Source organism: Longimicrobiaceae bacterium, from assembly GCA_035936415.1.
Taxonomy (GTDB): domain Bacteria; phylum Gemmatimonadota; class Gemmatimonadetes; order Longimicrobiales; family Longimicrobiaceae; genus JAFAYN01.
On sequence record DASYWD010000057.1, the window covers coordinates 1 to 16,326 of the forward strand.

13 protein-coding genes and 1 riboswitch are annotated in these 16,326 nt (G+C 69.6%); of the genes, 3 read left to right on the forward strand and 10 right to left on the reverse strand.

What is annotated here, in order from left to right; translation table 11 throughout:
* Nucleotides 1-36: 36 nt before the first annotated feature.
* The 5 genes from VGR37_02645 to VGR37_02665 form a co-directional block, all read right to left on the reverse strand.
* Nucleotides 37-507 carry a hypothetical protein gene (locus VGR37_02645; GenBank protein HEV2146290.1) on the reverse strand — a complete coding sequence of 157 codons (471 nt, stop codon included), beginning with the start codon at nucleotides 505-507 and terminating at the stop codon, nucleotides 37-39.
* Between the two features lie 315 nt (nucleotides 508-822).
* Nucleotides 823-1,785, reverse strand: coding sequence for a VOC family protein (locus VGR37_02650; protein HEV2146291.1), 963 nt, complete (start codon nucleotides 1,783-1,785; stop codon nucleotides 823-825).
* Nucleotides 1,786-1,866: 81 nt separating this feature from the next.
* The gene (locus VGR37_02655) at nucleotides 1,867-2,346 is read right to left on the reverse strand and encodes a DoxX family protein (protein HEV2146292.1); all 480 of its coding nucleotides are present in this window, start codon (nucleotides 2,344-2,346) and stop codon (nucleotides 1,867-1,869) included.
* Between the two features lie 81 nt (nucleotides 2,347-2,427).
* Nucleotides 2,428-2,895: a MarR family transcriptional regulator gene (locus tag VGR37_02660; GenBank protein HEV2146293.1), complete on the reverse strand. Its 468-nt coding sequence runs from the start codon at nucleotides 2,893-2,895 to the stop codon at nucleotides 2,428-2,430.
* Between the two features lie 288 nt (nucleotides 2,896-3,183).
* The gene (locus tag VGR37_02665) at nucleotides 3,184-4,476 is read right to left on the reverse strand and encodes a S8 family peptidase (GenBank protein ID HEV2146294.1); all 1,293 of its coding nucleotides are present in this window, start codon (nucleotides 4,474-4,476) and stop codon (nucleotides 3,184-3,186) included.
* 116 nt (nucleotides 4,477-4,592) lie between these two features.
* A riboswitch (cyclic di-GMP riboswitch) is annotated at nucleotides 4,593-4,671 on the reverse strand.
* Nucleotides 4,672-4,987: 316 nt separating this feature from the next.
* Between VGR37_02665 and VGR37_02670 the strand changes: the two genes are divergently transcribed.
* The gene (locus tag VGR37_02670; GenBank protein HEV2146295.1) at nucleotides 4,988-7,240 is read left to right on the forward strand and encodes an amino acid permease; all 2,253 of its coding nucleotides are present in this window, start codon (nucleotides 4,988-4,990) and stop codon (nucleotides 7,238-7,240) included.
* Between the two features lie 370 nt (nucleotides 7,241-7,610).
* The gene (locus VGR37_02675) at nucleotides 7,611-8,879 is read left to right on the forward strand and encodes a serine hydrolase domain-containing protein (protein ID HEV2146296.1); all 1,269 of its coding nucleotides are present in this window, start codon (nucleotides 7,611-7,613) and stop codon (nucleotides 8,877-8,879) included.
* A 986-nt stretch (nucleotides 8,880-9,865) separates the two neighbouring features.
* Here VGR37_02675 and gyrB read toward each other — a convergent pair.
* The 5 genes from gyrB to VGR37_02700 all read right to left on the reverse strand — a co-directional run bounded on the left by gyrB (nucleotide 9,866) and on the right by VGR37_02700 (nucleotide 14,995).
* Nucleotides 9,866-11,827, reverse strand: a complete 1,962-nt coding sequence (gene gyrB, locus VGR37_02680) for a DNA topoisomerase (ATP-hydrolyzing) subunit B (GenBank protein ID HEV2146297.1) — start codon at nucleotides 11,825-11,827, stop codon at nucleotides 9,866-9,868.
* A gap of 121 nt (nucleotides 11,828-11,948) precedes the next feature.
* Nucleotides 11,949-12,260 (reverse strand): DUF721 domain-containing protein, encoded by a 312-nt coding sequence (locus tag VGR37_02685; GenBank protein HEV2146298.1) that lies wholly within the window; start codon nucleotides 12,258-12,260, stop codon nucleotides 11,949-11,951.
* A 97-nt stretch (nucleotides 12,261-12,357) separates the two neighbouring features.
* Complete coding sequence (gene recF, locus VGR37_02690; protein ID HEV2146299.1) at nucleotides 12,358-13,491, reverse strand: DNA replication and repair protein RecF; 1,134 nt, start codon at nucleotides 13,489-13,491, stop codon at nucleotides 12,358-12,360.
* Between the two features lie 102 nt (nucleotides 13,492-13,593).
* Nucleotides 13,594-14,109 carry a methylated-DNA--[protein]-cysteine S-methyltransferase gene (locus VGR37_02695; protein HEV2146300.1) on the reverse strand — a complete coding sequence of 172 codons (516 nt, stop codon included), beginning with the start codon at nucleotides 14,107-14,109 and terminating at the stop codon, nucleotides 13,594-13,596.
* Between the two features lie 79 nt (nucleotides 14,110-14,188).
* Complete coding sequence (locus tag VGR37_02700) at nucleotides 14,189-14,995, reverse strand: enoyl-CoA hydratase-related protein (GenBank protein ID HEV2146301.1); 807 nt, start codon at nucleotides 14,993-14,995, stop codon at nucleotides 14,189-14,191.
* A 235-nt stretch (nucleotides 14,996-15,230) separates the two neighbouring features.
* Here VGR37_02700 and VGR37_02705 point away from each other — a divergent pair.
* Nucleotides 15,231-16,326, forward strand: a 1,096-nt coding sequence (locus VGR37_02705) for a hypothetical protein (protein ID HEV2146302.1), incomplete at its 3' end; no start/stop codon positions are given.

The following is a 16,326-nucleotide window of genomic DNA, read 5'->3' on the forward strand; positions in this document are numbered from 1 at the left end:
CCCCCCCCCCCCGCCTCGCGCATCATCCACCCGCGATCACCCCTTCTCTTCCCCGCCCCCATCCTTCGGCCCGGGCCTCCCCCGCCCGCCCCGCCGCCGTGGCCGCCGGTACGGCATCTCGTTGCGGTACTCCGCGTCCACCAGTCGGACGAGCCAGCGCTCGGCACCGGGGGCGGTGTCCGGGAGCTCGTCCGGGAAGCGCCCCGCCAGCTCGAACACCTTTCGCACGTCGGCCAGGGCCTGCGCCTTCCCGCCGGGGAAGACGGCCCGCAGCTCGGACGCCCAGAACACCGGGGCCTCGGAGCCACCCGCCTCCGCCACGAACACCAGCCCGCGCTCGCGCCAGTACAGGCCGGTGAACGCCCGGATCGAGCGCGGGTGCGGCTTCTCCGTGCTCCCCTCCACGAACTTGCGGATCGCCTCGTGCCCCAGGTCGGTGACCGCCGCGGCATGGCGGAGCGAGGTCCGGTCCACGAACTCCTTCATGAACGCGCGAAGGTCCTCCACGCGCACCGGCCGCAGGGGACCGCGCTCGTAGACGAGCTCAGGGCGCTCCTCGGAGCCCTGTCCACTTTGACCGCTCTGGTTCGGGGGACACTGGGGAGACTAGGGAGCGGGGCGGCCCTTCGCAAGGGAAGGCCCGCCCCACGGGAACGACGTCGAGCACCGAAAGGGAAAGAGCCACCGGGAAGACCGGGTTGCACGAGCCGCAGGGGCCAACGGTTCAGCACTAAACGATCGGCCGAGAGGTCGCCGCCGGCTCCGGGGCGTCAATGCCGGTGGACGGACGAGGGGCCGGTGAACGAAGCAAGCCTTCGTCGGTCAGCCCTCCCGTCCCGACGCCTGCGCGACGCGCAGCCGGACGTGCGTACCCCAGGGATCTTGCGTCACGATCTCGGCGGCAGATACTCCCACCGCCGGGTACCCCGCCTCGGAGAGGCTCTGGGCGACCTTTCCCACGCTCTCCGTGTCCGGCAGCTCGATCGTCCATTCCAGCAGTCGCGCGTCGTCGGCACCTGCCGGCAGCGCGCCGGAGCCTGCCCAGGTGTTCGTTCCCAGGTGGTGGTGGTAGCCGCCCGCACCGAGGAAGAGCGCGCCCGGGTAGCTCCAGGTGATGCGGTCGAAGCCGAGCGCGTCGGAAAAGAACGCCGCCCCCTCTTCGAGGTCCCCGACGTGCAGGTGCACGTGTCCGATCACCGTGCCCGCCGGCATCCCGCTCCACTGCGTGTCGCCAGCGGCGCGTACCAGGCCAGCGACGTCCACCGGATCCGTGGCGAGCATCAGTTCCCGGTCGACGCGACGCCAGGTGCTGCGGGGCCGGTCCGCATAGACTTCGATGCCGAGACCGTCAGGGTCGTGCAGGTAGAGCGCCTCACTGACCAGGTGGTCACCGGCGCCCGGCTGCACCCCGATTCCAGCGAGGTGCCGGACGAAGCGGCCGAGAGACGCGCGGTCGGGGAGCAGGATCGCGAAATGGTACAGCCCAAGGCGGCCGCCGCGACCGGCGGACCGCGCGCCGGGGCGCTCGTTGAGCTCCACCAGCACCCGGTCGTCTCCGTGCGCTCCCAGCGAGGCGCGGGCCCCCTCACGTGCCATCGTGCGCAGCCCGAGCACCTCCTGATAGAAGGACAGCGATCGCTGCATGTTCGCGACCTGGAGTCGCACGGGCCCGAGATGCGTCTCGTCGGGCAGGCGGCGGCCCCGCGGCGGTATGCCGTAGCTGCCGGGCGTCGCCGGCTGGGCGCCGGCAGCAGTGCCGGAGATGTCGTGCGTGGTGGCTCCCATGATCTCTCTCTCTGGAACGAAGGACTGCGCGAGCACCCTGGGCGACACGGCGACGAGCGCCGCGCCGCCCGACCGGGCGCGTCATGCCGCGCGGCGGGGGTCCGGGGCCCGACGCTCGGACGTGGTCACCGAATCGGCGCCGCCGCGAGCGTCAATCCGCGCATCCACGGAATAGGCACCCGCGCCGGCGAACACGAGAAGCACGGACGAACCCAGGAGCGAAAGCGCGAACTCGTAGCCGTCCGGCAGGAAGAACCCGGCGCCGAGGTGCACGAACAGGATCGCGCCCAGCATGTTGAAGGCGAGCCCGAGAGCGGCGAGCCGCGTCAGCAGGCCGGCGACCAGCGCGATCCCTCCGAAGAACTCGAGCAGGGCGACGAGCGGCCCCACCACTCCAGGCAGGGGGATCCCCATCCCGCCGAAGGCGCCCGTCACGCCGGCGAAGCCGTAGACGAACAGCTTCTGCGCGCCGTGGGCGAGGAAGATCACGCCGACGACGACGCGCAGGATGGCTAGGCCCAGGTTGATCTGACGGGCCGAAGCAGCAGCAAAGAGCGACATAGTCAGGTCTCCGGTCGGGGTCTCGATGTTGCACCATTCGGTGTGCCAACACCCATTTCCACGCAAGAAAGCGCGGGTGGATCAGGAAGACTCGCGGACCAGACCGAGCAGGTCGATCAGCGTCGCGAGCTGCGTCTCGTCGAGCTGGCTGAACCGACGGCTGTGCTCCTCCGCAACCAGCGGCTCCAGGTCGTCGAGAAGCCTGCGGCCCTCATCGGTGATGCGGGTGGTGACCAGGCGACGATCCTCGGTGTCGCGCGCCCGGACCACGAGCCCCGCGCTCTCCATGCGGTCGAGGAGGCGGGTGACGTCCGGCATTCGGGTCAGCAGACGGTCACGCACCTCGTTGCGGCAGAGCCCCTGGGGCTCCGCCCCCCGCAGGATGCGCAGCACGTTGTACTGGGTGAGGGTGATCCCCGACGGCTTCAGCACCTGCTCGAAGTCGTCGCTGAGCACCGCTGCCGTCCGCACGATGTTGAGGTGCGCCTCCTGCTCACGGCTCTGGAACGGCCGGCGTTGCCGGATCTCTGAACGGAGGTCGCGAGTCATAGTAACATGATATGTGTTATCACACCCGGTGTCAAGACACCCGGCGGACGCTTCCGTGCTACACGGGCCATCCGGCACCACCAGCGAGCTGCCCCGCAACCTCCCACGCCGCGGAGATCGGTGCCGGGCGGCACACTGCCGCCTCGCCGCTGTTCGTACGGTCGGCGCCTCGAGTCAAACCTCCCCGGAATGGCACCGGTTGCCCGCGGGACGGGCCAAAGGAAAGAAGAACAATGTGGGCCCGGCGATCGCCCGGCCCACATCATTTGCCTGCCAGTCACCCGGTGGTTAGCACTTACCCGACTTACCCTTCGGGGTGCACGGCTCAGTACCACCGCCACCGCCACCGCCACCGCCCCCGCCTCCGCCTCCGCTATCCACCGTCTCGAAGCTATGGAGGAGGTGATTGTTCGCGGTCTTAGAGTTGGTCACGATTCCCTTGGTCGTGAAGCTGTAGAGCGCGTCACGGACCTGCTGCGGCGACTCGGCAGAGTGCGCCTGAAGGTACAGGGCCGCAACGCCGGCCACATGCGGGCTCGCCATGGAGGTCCCGCTGATGGTACGGGTGTACGAACCGTCGCCGCTGTAGTCGTCCGTATGCCAGGCCGAGGCGATCTGATACCCAGGGGCGAACCAGTCCACGCAGTCCCCGTAGTTCGACCAGGATGTCTTCGCATCCGACTGGCTGGTCGCGCCGATCGTCATCGCCTCCGTTACGCGCGCAGGGGAATATCCGCAGGCGTCCTGTTCCTTCCCTCCCATGTTGCCGTTTCCGGCCGCGACCGCGGTTGCAACGCCGGCTGCGATCATGTTCCGCGTCGCATCGTCCACAGCGGTGCTGGCGCCGCCGCCCAGGCTCATGTTGGCGACCGCGGGCTTCACGTGGTTGGCCGTCACCCAGTCCATCCCGGCTATCACCCCGCTCCAGGTGCCCGACCCGCCGCAGTCCAGCACACGGACACCGATGAGCTTCACGCTCTTGGCGACGCCCCAGGTGGTGCCGCCCACCGTGCCGGCTACGTGCGTGCCGTGCCCGTTGCAGTCGTCGGCGCTCCCGCCATCCACCGCGTCGTAGCCGGTAACCGCGCGCCCGCCGAAATCCCCGTGGTCGAACTTGATCCCGGTGTCGATAATGTACGCATTGACGCCGCTGCCGGTGCTGCTGTACGTGTAGGTGCCGCTCAGGCCGGAGCGCGCGTCGATCCGGTCGAGGCCCCAGGTGGCGTTGCCCTGGGTCGTCACGATGCGGGCGATCCCGTCCGGCTCCACGCGGGAAACGCGGGCGTCACGCAGCAGCCCGTCGCGCGCCGCGTCGGACATTGCACCGGCGAAGCCGTTCAGCGCGTGCGTGTAGACGTAGTCCGGCGAGACGCCATGGTCGCGAGCGACCGCGGCAGGAGTTGCCCCCTCACGTAGGGTGATGATGAACCGGCCCGGGATGATTCCGGAGGGTGTTGCGGATGCTGCTTCGACCGGTGCTCTGGGGGCCAGGGACGTGGGCGTGCCGGAGTCCTCGACGCAGCCGCCAGAGACGAGGATCAGACCCAGGACGGCGGGAGGGAGGCGGTGGGAGTACTTCATGGGGCCTCGCTTGCAGGACAGGGACGGGGAGTGCCGACAGGGGGTGCGGCACGACCCGAACTTGCAGGCGCTGGATGGCACCTGCCGAAGACATAACGCGGACTGATGCGCCTCTCTTCGGCAGCCCGGCCGTCTCGCGTGGCGAGACCCGCGGCTTTGCGGACCGACCTCGCGGTCGGGGTGCGTTTTCGGAGGGGGAGGGCGGCCATGTGCACGAAACTGAACCGTGGCCGGCACCTACACGGTAGGCGCAATCGCAAGGGGGGTCAAGACTTCCGAAGCATACTTACAAGCAGGTTTGTGCGGCGATCGGTGGTACACAAGGGAGTGTGGCTGACGGCGGTGGCTCTGAGACTCATATTCGCATAGCGATTCTGATCCGGGGACACACCGGCGCCTGTTTGCCTTGATCTGGCGCCGGTGGTGACGCTGTAGGGACTCCCGCCCGCGGCGGGATGCGGCTTGGATCCTGCGCTCCACCCGATTCGCCGTTCCCCGAGCCCCAATACCCATGCGCCTCCCATTCCGCCGCCCTGCGCCCGAGCCGAGCGCCGCCGCCGAAGGCCACGACAAGAACCCCCCGGCGCGCGGTGCCGGCTTCGGTACCTTCGAGGGGGTGTTCACGCCCTCGATCCTGACCATCCTGGGCGTGATCATGTACCTGCGCTTCGGCTGGGTGGTAGGCAACGTAGGGCTGCTCGGCGCACTGGCCATCGTGACGATCTGCACCTCGATCACCATGTTCACGGCGCTCTCCATGTCGGCGATCGCCACAGATCGCCGGGTGCGCGCGGGGGGCGCCTACTACATGATCAGCCGCTCGCTCGGGATCGAGACCGGCGGCGCGGTGGGGATTCCCGTCTACTTCGCCATCGCTCTCTCGGTGGCCCTCTACGTGGTCGGCTTCGCAGAGAGCGTCGTCAGCGTCTTTCCCGCCCTGAGCCAGCGCTGGGTGGGGATCGCGACCGCGCTGGCCGTCGCGGGGCTGGCCCTGTTCTCGGCGAAGCTGGCGATCCGCTCACAATTCTTCATCATGGCGGCCATCGCCTTCTCGCTGATCTCCTTCTTCCTGGGCCGGCCGGTGGAGGAGACCGGGCTCGACCTCACCGGTGCGCCCGCGGCCGCGTCCCTGAGCTTCTGGGCGGTGCTGGCGGTCTTCTTCCCCGCGGTCACCGGGATCGAGGCGGGGGTCAACATGTCGGGCGATCTGCGCGACCCGCAGCGCTCCATCCCTCGCGGCACGCTGGCGGCACTGGTGGTGGGGTACGTGGTTTACATGGCGCTGCCGATCTTCCTCTCCCGGCGGGCCGACCCCGCTACGCTGATCGAGAACCCTCTGATCATGCGGGAGATGGCGCTCTGGGGAGACGCCATCCTGCTCGGGGTCTGGGGCGCGACGCTGTCCAGCGCGATGGGCAGCATCCTGGGCGCGCCGCGCGTGCTGCAGGCCCTGGCCCGGGACGGGGTGCTGCCGGGGCCGTTGCGCGTGCTGGGCAGGGGGAGCGGCGAGGACGACGCGCCGCGCGTGGCGACCGCCGTGACGCTGGGCCTGGCGCTGGTTGCGATCTGGGTGGGCGACCTGAACCTGATCGCGCCGGTGCTCTCGATGTTCTTCCTGGCCTCCTACCTGACGGTGAACCTGGCGGCGGGCATCGAGGGTTTCCTCAAGAGCCCCTCCTACCGTCCCGCCTTCAGGATCCACTGGTCTGTTTCGCTGCTCGGTGCGTTCGGCTGCCTGGCGGTGATGTTCCTGATCAACGCGGTGGCCACCGTGGTGGCCGCGGCGGTTGTGCTGGGGGTGTACCTCTGGCTGCGGCGCCGCGAGCTGGAAGCCACCTGGGGCGACGTGCGGCGCGGGATTGGAATGGCGCTTGTGCGCTCGGTGGTGTTGCGGCTGGAGCCCGTTACCGACGCCCGGAACTGGCGGCCCCACCTGCTGGTCCTCTCGGGAGCGCCCACGAAGCGCTGGAGCCTGATCGACCTGGCGTCCAGCCTCACCCACGGGCACGGGATGATCACCGTCTCCAGCGTGCTTCCCGAGGCGGCGCGCGACGCCGGCCGCGTTGCCCGGATGGAGGGCACGATCCGCGAGTACCTGACCCGCCGCGGCGTCCAGGGGCTGGTGCGGCTGATCGCGGCGCCGGACCCCTTTGAGGGGGCCGAGCGGCTGGTGGACGCCTACGGGCTCGGCCCCCTGGTGCCGAATACCGTGATCCTGGGCGCCAGCCAGGAGATGGCGGTGCGGGAGCGCTACTGCGCGATGATCCGCCGCTTCCACCGCGCGCAGCGCAACGTGGTGATCCTGCGCGACGACCAGCCCCTCTCCGAGTCCAACGGCGCCGCCTTCGGGCAGCGGCGCCGGATCGACGTGTGGTGGGGCGGCCTGCAGGCCAACGGCGGGCTGATGATGATCCTGGCCTACCTGCTGCGGACCAGCAGCGATTGGCTCCGGGCGCGCGTATGCGTGAAGCTGGTGGTGCCGAGCGAGGGCGCGGCCGACGGGGCGCGCGCCAACCTCGAGCGGATCATCGGCGGCCTACGCGTCGGGGCGGAAGCGGAGGTGATCGTGGCCGGCGGCCGCGGGTTCGCCGAGCTCCTGCGCGAGTCGTCGCGCGACGCCGATCTGGTGCTGCTCGGGATGGCGGTGCCGGGCGAGGACTTCCCGGTCTACTACGAGCGGTTGCAGGAGATGGCGCGGGGCCTTCCCACCACTGCCTTCGTGCTGGCAGGGGAGAGGGTGCAGTTCTCCCACGTGCTCCTATGATGCAGCGGAGCGCCGAGATCAGGGTGACGGTCGCGCTCCGCGGGAAAATCGGCCCTGACAAAACCCGGTCCCTTCCGTCCCGATCACGGGCCTTTCTGGAGGCCGTTTCTGAAGGGGGTGCCGCGTTCCTTATGCAAATAGTTGTTCGGGAAGCAATTGAGCCTACGGCAAAGGACGCCTAACACTTTGCCGGGGTATGGTATGAAGGGCCAATGTTGCCGCCGAGGTCCAGCACAACTGGCTCGCAATGGACGGGAGCGGTGCCTCCTGATACCATTCTGAGTCCTCCCCACCACGCTCGGGCGGCGAGAGCTGGCCGAGCCGAGCCGATCGCTGCCCCCGCGACAGCAACGCGATGATGAACCGGTTTATGGGCGCGGCCGTCGCGATCGCCTGCACGGGCGCACTCGCGTCCTGTACCGGCAACGCGAAGCCCGCCCTCCCCACGGCACGTGCCGAAACGCTGGGTCTCTCGCAGGCGGCGCTCGACCGGATCGCCCCCGCACTCGAACCGTTGGTCGACTCGGGCAGCGTGGGTGGCATCTACGCCGTGGTCGCCCGGCACGGCCACATCGGATACGAGCGTACCTTCGGTTGGAAGGATGTGGCGCGCCGTGAGCCCATGCGTCGGGACGCGATCTTCCGCATCTACTCGATGACCAAGCCGGTGATCGCCGTGGGCGTCCTCCGCCTCGTCAACGATGGCAAGGTCGGGCTCGACGATCCGGTGTCGAGATACATCCCATCGTTCGCGGACGTGAAGGTGTTCGCCGGGGGCACGGCGGATGCACCGATCCTCCAGGCCCCTGACTCGCCGATCACCGTCCGCCAGCTGCTGAACCACACCTCCGGGCTCGCGTACGGTCTCACGGCGGGACCCGTCGACACGATCTTCACCCGCGCGAAGCTCTACGATGCCGGCCGCACGCTGGAGCAGTTCACCGACAGCCTCGCCCGGATCCCGCTGCTCTTCCCGCCCGGGACGCAGTGGAGCTACGGCTCCGGATTCGACGTCGCGGGGCGCGTGATCGAGGTCGCCTCCGGGCAGACGCTCGACCACTTTCTGGAGGAGCAGGTCTTCCGGCCTCTCGGGATGCGGGACACCGGCTTCCGCATCCGCCCGGACATGCGGGCCCGTCTCGCCACCGTGTACACGCACGGCCCCGACGGCACGCTGCGGGCGGTCAGCGGCGACGCTCTTTCGGCGATGTTCGAGCCGGAGGCGCGCTTCCTCTGGGGCAGCGGCGGTCTGCTGTCGACTCCCGACGACTATCTCCGGTTCGCGCAGATGCTCCTGAACGGCGGCAGCTTCGGCCGGACCCGCATCCTCCGGCCGGAGACCGTCGCGCTCATGACCCACAACTCGGTGCCGCCCGAGCTGACGCCGGTTCCGAGCCCTGTGCTGAGGGACCCGACCTACGGCTTCGGGCTGGGGGTGGCCGTGAAGGTCGACACTGCGCAGGCGGCGCGGCCGGGCCCGATCGGCATCTTCCGCTGGTCGGGTTACCTGGGGACGTACTTCTGGGTGGACCCCGTGAACGGCATGGTCGCCATGGCTTGGACCCAGCTGTCACCCGGAAGCCGCTCTCCCCTGGAAGCGAGGTTCCAGACGCTGGTCTACTCCGCGGTGGTGCAGTAGACGGATGCGCCGTCTCGGATCCTCCGGAGAGCTCGTCACGTGAGCGCCGGAGACGTGCCCGCAGCGGTTCGCCCATGCGTTCCGGTCCTCGCCACGCCGGGCGGGTCTCCGCCCTCACCGGAGGGGCCGTGGGCCGTGATCCGCGTCCAGGATACGGGGATCGGTATCGCGGCGGAGCGGATGGAGCACATCTGGCGACCGTTCGAGCAGGCGGACGCGGGGTACACCCGCCCCCATGAGGGCACCGGCCTTGGGCTGACCATCAGCCGCTCTCTGGCGCGGCTCATGGGCGGCGACCTGGTCGCCCACAGCGAGCCGGGCGCGGGGTCCACCTTTTTCCTCGTTCTCCCCACCGCCAAGGCGGGGCGGGCGCGGATGCCGGACCGGCGCGGTCGCGAGCGGCACGGCCAGAACCGGGCGCGGTCCGGGTGGAACCGCGCGGAGCTGAAGCGGGACTACGAGATCCTGCGGGAGGAGCTCGAGAGAGCCGTGAGGCGCAGAGCCGAGCGTCCATTCTCACGACTTTCCGCATTCCAAAGACCTTTTTTCGATCCCCGCGGAAGCACTGGCAGGCCAAGGAGACGGCGCACCTGGGAGCTGGGCTCGGTCTCGCTATCTCCCGCGGCGTTGTGGAGGCGCACGGCGGACGGATCTGGGCGGAGAGCGTTGTGGGCTGCGGGAGCACCTTCTTCTTCACACTTCCGGCCGCGTCAGGACCGCCGGAACGAGCAGGCCGCCGAGGCAGACGGCCCGCAGAAGGAGATGATACTCGCCCCGACCGCTCCTGCATAACTGATCGCAGGGCAGCCCCGTGCTGCTCGAGATCACCGGGGTAGGGTGTCGTCACGTGCTCACGAAGAGGGATGACGAAAGGGCCCGGGGGCGGATACCCCCGGGCCCTTTCGCCGTCCCGTGTCCAGAAACTTACGCGAAATCGCCGAACTTTCGATTAACCGTCCAAGGACATTTGTAACACCACAGTGAGGTCAGACGTCCAGGTTGCGCACGTACCGGGCGTTCTCCTCGATGAACTTGCGGCGCGGGTCCACGTCCTCGCCCATGAGCGTCTGGAAAATCGAGTCCGCCTCCACCGCGTCGTCCATGGAGACCCGCAGCAGCGTGCGCGTGTCCGGGTCCATGGTGGTCTTCCAGAGCTGGTCCGGGTTCATCTCGCCCAGGCCCTTGTAGCGCTGCACGTGGATCCCCTTGGCCTCGCCGTCCGCGCCCTTGTAGCGGGCGAGGATCTCGTCGCGCTCCGGGTCCGAGTAGGCGTACTGCTCCGTCTTCCCCTTGCGGACCAGGTAGAGCGGCGGCTGCGCGATGTAGATCATCCCCTCCTCGATCAGCTGCCGCATCTGCCGGAAGAAGAAGGTCAGCAGCAGGGTGCGGATGTGCGAGCCGTCCACGTCCGCGTCGGTCATCAGGATGATCTTGTGGTACCGGGCGTTCTTGAGGTCGAACTCGTCCTCGCCGATCCCCGTGCCCACCGCCGTGATGATGGCGCGGATCTCCTCGTTGGAGAGCACCTTGTCGAAGCGCGCCTTCTCCACATTGAGGATCTTCCCCTTGAGCGGGAGGATCGCCTGGAAGGCGCGGTCGCGCCCCTGCTTGGCCGAGCCGCCCGCGGAGTCGCCCTCCACGATGTAGATCTCGGAGATCTCCGGGTTGTTGACCGAGCAGTCCGCCAGCTTCCCCGGGAGCACCCCCGTCTCCAGCGCGCTCTTCTTCCGCGTCAGGTCGCGCGCCTTGCGGGCGGCCTCGCGGGCGCGGGCGGCGGAGATCGCCTTCTCGATGATCGCGCGGCCCACGCCCGGCGTCTCGTCCAGGAACTCGGAGAGCTTCTCGTTGACGACGCTCTCCACGGCGCCCTTGACCTCGCTGTTCCCCAGCTTGGTCTTGGTCTGCCCCTCGAACTGCGGCTCCTTGACCTTCACGGAGATCACGCAGGTGAGCCCCTCGCGGACGTCGTCGCCCGAGAGCGCGTCCAGCCCGCCCTTCTTGAAGAGGCCGGTCCTGCGCGCGTAGTCGTTGATGGTGCGCGTCAGGGCCGACTTGAAGCCCGTGAGGTGCGTGCCGCCCTCGTGGGTGTTGATGTTGTTGACGAAGGTGAAGGTGTTCTCGTTGTACCCGTCGTCGTACTGGAGCGCGATCTCGATCTCCGCCTCGGGGCGCGCGGCCTCGATGTAGACCACGGCGGCGTGCAGCGGCTTGCGGGTCCCGCGCAGGTGCTCCACGAACTCCCTCAGCCCGCCCTCGTAGTGGTACTCCTCGCGGCGCGGCTCCTTCACCTCCCCCTCCACCAGGCGCTCGTCCGTCAGCGCGATGCGGACGCCCTTGTTCAGGAACGCCAGCTCGCGCAGGCGGTTGGAGAGCGTGTCGAAGGAGTAGGTGGTCTCCTGGAAGATCAGCGGGTCCGGCTTGAAGGACACGGTGGTCCCCGTATCCTGCGCCTTGCCGACGACCGTCAGGTCCTGCGCCTTGTCGCCGCGGGCGAAGCCGATCTGGTAGATCTTGCCGTCGCGGCGAACGGTCACCTGCGTCCACTCGGAGAGCGCGTTCACCACCGAGACGCCCACGCCGTGCAGGCCGCCGGACACCTTGTAGGAGCCGCCCTCCTGGTTCTCGAACTTCCCGCCGGCGTGCAGAACGGTGAGCGCCAGCTCCACGGCCGGGACCCCCTCCGTCGGGTGGATGTCGACCGGGATGCCGCGGCCGTTGTCCACCACCGTGATGGAGTCGTCCGCGTGGATGGTCACGTCCACGCGGTCGGCGTAGCCGGCGAGCGCCTCGTCGATGGAGTTGTCCACCACCTCGTAGACCAGGTGGTGCAGCCCGCGCGGCCCCGTGGAGCCGATGTACATCCCGGGGCGCTTGCGGACGGCCTCCAGCCCCTTGAGGACCTGGATCTGCCCGGCGTTGTATTCCTGGGCTGCGGCGGTCGAAGCCATGTTCTCTGCGTTCTGGGTTTGCGTCGAAAATCCAACTTCCATCCATACCCCGGGCGGGGGCGGAAGTGCCCCGGGCGGCGGATCGAAAATTGAGGCGGGAGCCGGGTTTCCGGCGCGGCGGTCAGGAGCCCATCACGAACACGATGTGCTGGATCTTTCCGGTCTTCTTCCCGGCGTTGAGGCGGCGGACGATCTCCCCCTTCATCAGGGTGAGCTCCATCATCCACGCCGAGGTGGAGACGGCCACGAAGAGGGTGTCGTCCGAGACCCGCAGCGGCTCGGTGACGGCGGCGATCTGGGGCCCCACCCGCTCCTCCCACTCCGTGAGGACCGAGGCCGCCTCCACCTTCGCCCCCAGCCCGCTGCGGTTCAGGAAGCGGGAGAGGACGTCGCCGACGAGCTGCGGCCTGCCTCGGTCGGGGGTGCGGGACATGGCGTGGGGTGGCGGGGTGCGGCGAGAAGCTCGAAGGCGGGAAATTTAGCCCCTCGGCGGGGTCCGGTCAAAGCGGCGGGGGGCCATTCCCTGACCCCTACCCCGTTCGCACCCGCCCGCCGCGCATCTCCCACCGGGGGAGGGCGCCGCCGTGCACCTCCACGTCGCTCGGCTTGGGGGAGGTGAGGATCACCTGCCCGCCCTCCTGGGCGTCGATCCACTCTATGATGCGCAGCGACCTGCCGGGGTCCAGCTCCGCGAAGACGTCGTCCAGGAGGATCACGGACTCGCGCCCGCGGCTGGCGCGGATCGTCTCGGCCTCCACCATGCGCAGCGCCACCGCGGCGGTGCGCTGCTGTCCGCCGGAGCCGTAGGTGCGCAGGTCGAGCGGCGCCGCGCCGGTGCGCTCCATCTCGAAGCGGAGGTCGTCGCGGTGCGGGCCCACCAGCGTCATCCCGCGCCGGACCTCCCGCTCCGCCACTCGCTCCAGCGCGCCCCGGAACGCCGCCGCCACCCCCAGCACCGCGTCCCCCTCCCCCACGTCCCACTCCCCGCACGACGGGTCGTACGCGAGCGTGCCGCGCGGCCCGCCGGCCACGCGCGCGTAGTGCTCCGCGAAGCTCGCCTCCACCTCCGCCACCCAGGCGGCCCGCGCCGCGGCCACGCGGCTCCCCCACGCCACCAGCCCCTCGTTCCAGGCGGCCACCATGGCGGGGGCGGCGCCCTGGCGGAGCAGCGCGTTGCGCTGGAAGAGCACCTGCCGGAAGCGCTGCACCGCGCCCAGGTACCCCGGCACCGCCAGCGACAGGACGATGTCCAGGAAGCGCCGCCGCCCCGAGGGGCTCCCCGCCACGATCTCCACGTCCGAGGGGGAGAAGATGGTCGCCCCCACCCCCCCGATGGCCTCGCCGATGCGCTCCGGCTCCGCCCCGTTCACGGTGACCTTCTTCCGCTTCCGCCGCCGCTCGAACGCCGCGGCGATCTCCCGCTCCGTGCCGTCCCCCTCGCGCACGCGCCCCTCCACCCGGAACACCTCCTCCCCGAAGCGGACGAGCTGCTCGTCCGGCGCCCCACGGAAGGAGCGGAAGATCTCCAGGTAGTAGACCGCCTCCAGCAGGTTGGTCTTCCCCTGCCCGTTGTCGCCGATGATGGCGACGCCGCCCGGCGGGATGTCGAGGATCTGGTCTTCCAGGTTGCGGAAGGCGTGGAGGCGGAGGCGGGAGAGGGGCACGGGGGCGGAATATGGAATGAAGAATGGAGAATGTAGAAAGGGGCTCCCCGTGACCGCGGGCGCCCCGGCTCGCGACGAGCTAAGCAGTTGTTTCTACATTCTTCATTCTACATTCTTCATTCGCTTCTCATGCTCCAGCAGCCACCGCTTGATCCCCGTCCCGTCCCCGCCCTCCCACGAGCCTAGGTACCCGCCCAGCCCGCCGCCGGTGGCGAGCACGCGGTGGCAGGGGACCACGATGGGGACCGGGTTGCGGCGGTTCGCCTGGCCCACGGCGCGCGAGGCGTTGGGCCGCCCCAGCTCGCGCGCCATCTCGCCGTAGGTGCGGGTCTCGCCGCAGGGGATGCGGCAGAGCGCGTCCCAGGCGCTGCGCTGGAACTCCGTCCCCTCGATCGCCAGCGGGAGCGTGAACTCGCGCCGCTCGCCCGCGAAGTACTCCCGCAGCTCCCGCACGACCTGGCGCCCTACCACGTCGTCCCGCGCCGGCTCGTCGCGCGTGCCGGCGGGCGGGTGCTTCCCCTGCTCCCAGAACTCGATCCTCCGCACCCCCGCGTCGTCGTACTCCACGAGGAGCCCCCCGACGGGCGATGCGAGCAGCAGACGGCGCAGACCGGTCATGACGATCTCCCGGAAACGGCGAGAGCGCGCGGGCTCGGCGCGAGCCACTCCCGCACCTTCGCACTCACGCGCTTGCGGTTCATCTCCCCCTGAACTCCGCCCTGCGCTTCTCCAGGAACGCGCCCATCCCCTCGCGCATGTCCTCGGTGGCGGCGAGCAGGCCGAAGAGGTTGGACTCAAGCGCCAGGCCGTCGTCCACGGACATCTCCATCCCGCGGGTGGTGCACTCGATGGCCAGGCCCAGCGCCACGGGGCCGTTGCGGAGGATGGTGCCGAGGAGCTTGCGCGCGGCGTCCATCAGCTCCGCCTGGGGCACGACCCTGTTCGCCAGCCCGATCCGGTGCGCCTCCTGGGCGTCGATCATCTCGGCGGTGAGCATCAGCTCCAGCGCGCGCCCCTTCCCCACGATGCGGGGGAGGCGCAGCGTGCCGCCGTAGCCGGGGATGATCCCCAGCTTCACCTCGGGGAGCCCGAACTTCGCGTTCTCGGAGGCGATGCGCAGGTGGCAGGCCAGCGCCAGCTCGCACCCGCCGCCCAGCGCGAAGCCGTTCACCGCGGCAATGACCGGCTTGCGCGACAGCTCGATGGCGCGGAACACCCGCTGCCCCAGGCGGCTCACCTCCACCCCGTCCACGGGGCCCATCTTCGCCAGCTCGGCGATGTCGGCGCCGGCCACGAAGGCCTTCTCGCCCACGCCGGTCACGATCGCGCCGCGCACGTCCTCCCGCTCCCGGATCTCGCGCACGGCCTGCCCCAGCTCGCGGATCGTCTGCTCGTTGAGGGCGTTCAGCTTGTCGGGGCGGTTGACGGAGAGCGTGGCGATCCCGTCCTGGACGTCGAGCTGGAGGTTGCTGTACTCGGGCATGGTCGGGCGCACGAAGGTCATGATGGGATGGATGGGTTCTGGAGCCGTGAAGCTAGCGATGCCGCTACGCCGCGGCAACGGCAGACCGCAAAGCGTTTCTGCGCAACGGCTCCTGCAGTTTGAGTCGTATTATATGTGGTACACTTCTCGCATCTGTTCCTATCGTGGCGGGAAATGATCCGCCGCTCGGACGTTGGGGGGCTCTTCGCCAGGCCCGGGATGGCCCCCGGCTGGACACCGCGACCAGGAGGGAACCATGGGATCGCGACACCGCTGCTCAGGGGTCGGCCTGCTGCTCCTGACGCTCGCCCTCGGCGCTCAGGGATGTCAGACTCCGAGGAAGGGACTCTCCGCGGGCGGCTGCGACCGGTCGCAGGACTACAGCGGCAGTTCCCTGCCGTACCACACCATTCCCATCGACAACGGCAACGACTTCAATACCGGCAGGGAGGCGTTCCGGACCAGCACGGATGCTCAGAGCGGCTACACCGCGTATGCGACGTGGGACCCCTGTGCGCTCTACCTGGGATACACCGGCTCGGCGATCGGGAGCGGGGACTGCACCGACCTGTCGCAGCCGACCTGCACGGTGGCCGGCCTCCCGGAGTCGCCCGACCGCTTCCTGCTGTATTACCTGAACACCGACCCGCTGGGGAGCCGGGGGACGGAAAACGCGAAGTCGTACGGCGGACAGGAGTGGACGCTTCCCTTCAAGGCCGACTACCTGCTGGCCATACGCACCGACGGGGAGTCGACCCCGAAGGGGGACTCCGTGGTGTACGTCGGCAACTGGCACCTGTACGAGTCCCGTGAGGGGGAGTGGACTCGAGTGAAGGAGGCCCGAGTGGAGATCGGGGACAACAGCTCCTCCAACTTCATCGAGCTCCTGCTCCCGCTGAAGGAGCTCGGCTCCCCGTGTGCCGTCGAGGTACTCGGGTGGGTGGTGGACACCCGCCACGACACGAGCTTCGCCTACTGGCCCGCGCGGAACGGCGAATCAGGCGGCTCCATGGGGGGTCCGTCGGGCGGCCCGGGCGGCGATTCGGCGACCGCCCGGAAGGGTGGACGTTCCGGAGGCGATTCCGCGTCGGCCCGGCAGGGGACCCGCTCCGGAAGCGATTCCGCCTCCGCCGCGAAGGGGCGGCGCGCCCCCGGCGATTCGGCGCGCTCGGGGGGGAGCGCGGGCGCCCGCGACTCGACCTCCCGCGGGCCGTCGGGGGGTGCCGCCTCCGGACTGCGGGAGAACGGCGGTTCCGCGACCGGGCCCGGGAGGCGACGCCTGCGGAGCTACTACGGCTTCGAGCTGCGCGACAAGGTGGCCCCCAACCAGTCGGCCAACCTGGACCGGACCG